Genomic DNA, 5,028 nt, shown 5'->3' with positions numbered 1-5,028 from the left:
TGGGCGCCTGAAGGGGTGTGTATGAGACAGGTCCGGGACGGGACGGTCGACGAACCGACGCCGGGGAGGCCGTCGGGTTCGGACGGGCCGTCGGAACCGGATCCTCCGGTGCCTGTGGCGCCTGTGGCGCCGAGACCGGTGCCGCTCGGGAAGGTGCCGTGGGAGGCCCTCGGGAGAACGCCGTCGAAGGGGCTCGGGAAAGCGCCGTTGGGTGGTCTTGTAACGAACTAGTGCCGGTTGGCGTGGCCGCCTGGATTTGGCCCGTGGTGTGCCGGTTAAACTCGCCCGGCTGTTAGAAAGATCATGTTGACGGGGTGAGTTCTTCCGATGAGCGACGCAAGCACGATTCAGCCGCCGCGCACCGATGTCCACGAGTCTGCCGGGCACGGCAGGCACCGTGGTTCGGTCTCGGCCCACGACGGCGATTCGGCCCCTCGTGGCCGGCACCGCAAGCCCGCCGAGGACGCCGAGAAGGCTGCCTGACGGCTGGGATGACGAGGGGGCCCGCGTGTCGACCGACACGCGGGCCCCTTTCCGTACACCCGTTTCCGTACACCCGTTTCCGTACGCCCGTTTCCGTACGCCCGGTGGCTACTCCCTTTTGAGGCCGAGCACTTCCGCCGCCGCGAACGTCTCCCCCGGCTCCCGTGCCGCGTAGTGCGGGGTGAGCAGCGCGTCCAGTTCGTCGTACGTGAAGGTCTCCTGTTTGCTGTCGAACTTGGCCTGCACGCGCGGCCGTTCGACCAGGGCGACCATCCCTCCGTGCACGACGAGCAGCTGGCCGTTGACGCGTGCGGCGGCGGGTGAGGCCAAGTAGCCGACGAGCGGGGCGACATGCTCGGGGGCGAGCGGGTCGAGCCCGGCGTCGGGGGGTGCGAAGCCCGCGAAGACGTCCTCGGTCATCCGGGTGCGGGCGCGCGGGCAGATGGCGTTCGCGGTGACGCCGTACTTGGCGAGGGCGAGGGCCGTGGAGGTGGTGAGCCCGACGATTCCGCCTTTCGCGGCGGCGTAGTTGGGCTGTCCGGCCGAGCCGGCGAGGAACGCCTCCGACGACGTGTTCACGATCCGCCCGTACACAGGCCCCTGCGCTTCCTTGGAGCGTGCGCGCCAGTGCGCGGCGGCGAAGCGGGTCGTGTTGAAGTGGCCCTTGAGGTGGACCCGGATGACGGAGTCCCACTCCTCCTCGCTCATGGAGAAGACCATGCGGTCGCGCAGGATGCCCGCGTTGTTGACGAGGATGTCGAGCTTGCCGAACTCCTCGACGGCCGACCGGACGAGCCGCTCGGCCTGCTGGAAGTCGGAGACGTCCCCGGTGTGGGCGAGCGCCTTGCCGCCCGCCGCGCGGATCTCGGCGACGACCTCCTCCGCGGGGCCCGCGGAGGCCTCGCCGGAGCCGTCCCGGCCGGGCTGCCCGTAGTCGTTGACGACGACTGCGGCGCCGAGCCGGGCCAGTTCGAGCGCCTCGGCCCGGCCGAGACCGCGTCCGGCGCCGGTGACGATCGCGGAGAGCCCCTCAAGTGGCAGTGACATACCCGGAGTTCCTCAGATCTCTATGCAGGTGCGGAGTGAGGTGCCGGTGCGCATCTGGTCCAGGGCCTCGTTGATGTCGGCCAGCGGGACACGGTGGGTGATCAGGCCCTCCAGGTCGACGCGGCCCGCCCGCCACAGGGCGATGGTCCGCTCGTAGGAGGTCAGGACGTCACCGCCGCCGTACATGGACGGCAGGATCCGCTTCTCGTCGAAGAACAGCTCGAACATGTTGAGCTGGAGGTTGTCGTCCATGGCGCCCGCCCCGACGACGACCAGGGTGCCGCCGCGCCGGGTGTTGTCGTACGCGGTGCGGGCCGTGGCCGACCTGCCGACGACCTCGAAGACGTAGTCGAAGCCCTCGCCCGCGGTGACCTGTTGCTTGGCGTCGGCCAGCTCGTCGGGGGAAACGGCCCTGGTGGCACCGAACTTGAGGGCGGACTCGCGGCGGGAGAGCACCGGGTCGACGGCCACGATCTCCGCCGCGCCCTTGAGCCGGGCGCCCTGGATCGCGGAGATGCCGACGCCGCCGCAGCCGATGACGGCGACGGACGAACCGGCCTGTACGTCGGCGGTGTTGAGGGCGGCGCCGAGGCCCGTGGTGACTCCGCAGCCGATCAGCGCGGCGATGTCGAAGGGCACGTCGTCGGGGATCGGCACCGCGCAGCCCGCGTCGACGACGACCTCCTCGGTGAAGGTGCCGGTGCCGGCCATGCCGAAGACGTCTCCGGCGGGGCGCCTGAAGTTGGGGGTGCCGGCGTTCATGAACCCGGCCAGACACAGTTCGGTCTGGCCGCGCTTGCACGCCGGACACGCGCCGCAGGCGGGCAGCCAGCAGACGACGACCCGGTCACCGGCCTTCAGGTTGCCGACGCCCTCCCCGACTTCGAGGATCTCGCCCGCGCCCTCGTGACCGGGTACGAAGGGCGCGGGCTGCGGCAGTACGCCGCTCATCCCGGACAGGTCCGAGTGGCACAGCCCCGCGGCCCGCACCCTGATCCTGACCTTTCCGGGACCGAACCCCACCGCCTCGACGTCGTCGAGGACCTCCAGCTTGTCCTGGCCGATCTCGTGCAGTACGGCTGCGCGCATGGTGCGGCTCCCCTCAACAGCGGCTTGACTCAGGTGTGTTCGACGACGGTGTCGGCGAGGACGGGCGCGTCCTCCCGCTCTACGGCGCTCACGGCGACCCGTACCGCGTCCGGCTGCTCCCACATCCGGATGCGCAGGGTCTCCCCCGGGTACACGACCCCGGCGAACCGGGTGACGTACGACCGCACCCGCGCCACATCCCCGCCCAGCAGGGTGTCGACGACCGCCTTGAGGGTGATGCCGTAGGTGCACAGTCCGTGCAGGATGGGCCGCTCGAACCCGGCGACCTTGGCGAACTCGGGGTCGGCGTGCAGCGGGTTCCAGTCGCCGGAGAGGCGGTAGAGCAGGGCCTGGTCCTCACGGACGGCCCGCTCGACGACCCGGTCGGGCTCCCCGGAGGGCGGGTCGAGACGGCCGGACGGCCCCCGGTCACCGCCCCATCCGCCTTCCCCCCGTACGAAGATCTGCGCGTCGTTGGTCCACAACGGGCCGTCGGCGTCGGCGACTTCGGTGCGCATGACGAGGACGGCGGCCTTGCCCTTGTCGTAGACCGCGGCGATACGGCCGGTGGCGGTGGCGGTGCCCTCGGCGGGCAGGGGGCGGTGGATGGTGAGCGACTGGCCGCCGTGCAGGACCTTGGCGAGGTCGACCTCGATGCCGGGCATGGACAGACCGCTGATCACACCGGGCGAGCCGGAACCGGCGACGGTGGCGAAGCTCGGCAGTACGTGCAGCCTGGATTCGAGGGTGTAGCGCAGTTCGTCCGGGTCCGTCGCGGGGACGCCTGCTCCGATGCCGAGGTGGTAGAGCTGCACGTCCTTGGAGTTCCAGGCGATCTCGCCCGTCCGGGGTTCGGCGGCCACGGCCTTTGCGGCGTCGATGGGCATGGGGCTCCTGGGGGCTCGCTCGCGGGTTCGGAGACCTCGGTGCGGCCGTCCGCACCGTCGGCCGCACCGAGGTCGTTCACGGTGCCGCACCTCCACGCTCGCTCTAGAACGCGTTCCAGTACGGCGCCCTCTGTATAGCCCAGCTCTCAGAAGTTGTGAAGACTACTGACGGTATGTCAGATGCTTGGGCCCATGACATTTGTCCTGCCGGATTCCGTACATGTCCCTCTGTCCGCGCACGTGGGCGGGTTCGTAGCGTGGGAGCCATGACACAGGGGAACGGGAACAGGTCCTGGTGGCGCAAGGCGTCCTGCCGTACGGAGGCGTGGCGGGTGGCGCGGGCGGGCTGGAAGTCGGACATGGAACGCTTCAAGGCCGACCAACGCACCGCCCGCAGGACCGACGTACCGGTCGAGAACCCCGGCCCACCGCCCACGGGCTTCTCCCTGCTGCCCTGGCTGCTGATGGGGATGGGCGCCTTCTCCAACATCTTCCAGGCCGGAACGCCCCAGCCGTGGCTGGGCGCCCTGGGCCTGCTCACCTTCAACTCCCTCTACATCTACGTCGTCTTCCGCGCCTTCGTGAAGGAGAAGCGCGAGGCCCGCTCGACCCGGGTGGCACTGGTCCTGATGGGCCTGGTCACCTGCGCCCTGGCCATCGGCTACGGCGGCAACTGGCTGTTCTTCTTCCCGCTGCTCGGACTGGCCACGGGCGCGGTGACCCGGGGCCCGTGGCTCGGCCGCACCGGGCTCTCCCTCACCGCCCTCGCGGTGGCCGTCTCCGCGGTCCAGGACGGCTGGGACGCGGTGAACATCGGCTACGCCACCTTCCTGTCGACGATGGTGACCGCGGCGATCCTGTCCCTCTCCGAGGCGGTACGGGAACTGCGCGCCGCCCGCGAGGAACTGGCCCGGCGCGCGGTGGAGAAGGAGCGCCTGCGCTTCTCCCGCGACCTCCACGACCTCCTCGGCCACACCCTGTCCGTGATCGTCGTCAAGTCGGAGGCCGCCCGCCGTCTCGCCCCGCGCGACATGGACGCGGCCCTCGCCCAGATCACCGACATCGAGTCCGTCGGCCGCCAGGCGCTCACCGAGATCCGCGAGGCGGTGACCGGGTACCGCGAGGGAAGCCTCAGCACCGAGCTGGACCGCGCCCGCTCCGCCCTGGAGGCCGCGGCCATCGAGCCCGTCGTACGCCACTCCGGCCCACCCCTGACCGCCGACACGGAGACACTGCTGAGCTGGGTCGTACGCGAGGCCGTGACCAACGCGGTCCGGCACAGCGGGGCTTCACGGTGCGAGATCGCGGTGGAGGGGACGGTGGAGCGGGTCCGGGTGCGGGTGGGCCTGCGGTTGTGTTGGGGGGGGCGCGTCGGGAGGGCCGGGCGGGCGGTGCAGCCGACCATCTGGTCGACGCCCGCCCCCGCCCCCGAGCCGGACAAGAAGGAACCCGAGCCCGGACTGTGGGTCGAGGCCTTCTGGAACGGACTCAAGGGCGACCCCGACCCGAGCGCATCCACCCA

Annotated in this window: 4 protein-coding genes; 1 reads left to right on the top strand and 3 read right to left on the bottom strand. The window is 70.9% G+C overall.

The window, feature by feature from the left end; all coding sequences use genetic code 11:
- Window positions 1–591: 591 nt before the first annotated feature.
- The 3 genes from HLK59_RS48005 to HLK59_RS47995 are packed head-to-tail and all read right to left on the bottom strand — an operon-like array spanning window position 592 to window position 3,506.
- Entirely contained in the window at window positions 592–1,530 is a 939-nt protein-coding gene (locus tag HLK59_RS48005; protein ID WP_171147992.1) for a 3-oxoacyl-ACP reductase, read from the bottom strand.
- Window positions 1,531–1,542: 12 nt separating this feature from the next.
- Window positions 1,543–2,619 (bottom strand): Zn-dependent alcohol dehydrogenase, encoded by a 1,077-nt coding sequence (locus tag HLK59_RS48000; protein ID WP_171147991.1) that lies wholly within the window; start codon window positions 2,617–2,619, stop codon window positions 1,543–1,545.
- Window positions 2,620–2,648: 29 nt separating this feature from the next.
- The gene (locus tag HLK59_RS47995) at window positions 2,649–3,506 is read right to left on the bottom strand and encodes a MaoC/PaaZ C-terminal domain-containing protein (protein ID WP_171147990.1); all 858 of its coding nucleotides are present in this window, start codon (window positions 3,504–3,506) and stop codon (window positions 2,649–2,651) included.
- A gap of 266 nt (window positions 3,507–3,772) precedes the next feature.
- On the opposite strand from HLK59_RS47995, the gene HLK59_RS47990 reads away from it, so the two are divergent.
- On the top strand, window positions 3,773–5,028 hold a 1,256-nt coding region (locus HLK59_RS47990; RefSeq protein ID WP_206328466.1), incomplete at its 3' end, for a histidine kinase.

Origin of the sequence: Streptomyces sp. S3(2020), from assembly GCF_013044505.1 — a bacterium.
GTDB lineage: Bacteria > Actinomycetota > Actinomycetes > Streptomycetales > Streptomycetaceae > Streptomyces.
This window is presented reverse-complemented; position numbering and strand designations above follow the sequence as displayed.

Bases quoted from the DNA above. Each gene is read 5' to 3' on its own strand.
- HLK59_RS47995 (WP_171147990.1), bottom strand. From the start codon at position 3,506: ATGCCCATCGACGCCGCAAAGGCCGTGGCCGCCGAACCCCGGACGGGC.
- HLK59_RS48005 (WP_171147992.1), bottom strand. From the start codon at position 1,530: ATGTCACTGCCACTTGAGGGGCTCTCCGCGATCGTCACCGGCGCCGGA.
- HLK59_RS48000 (WP_171147991.1), bottom strand. From the start codon at position 2,619: ATGCGCGCAGCCGTACTGCACGAGATCGGCCAGGACAAGCTGGAGGTC.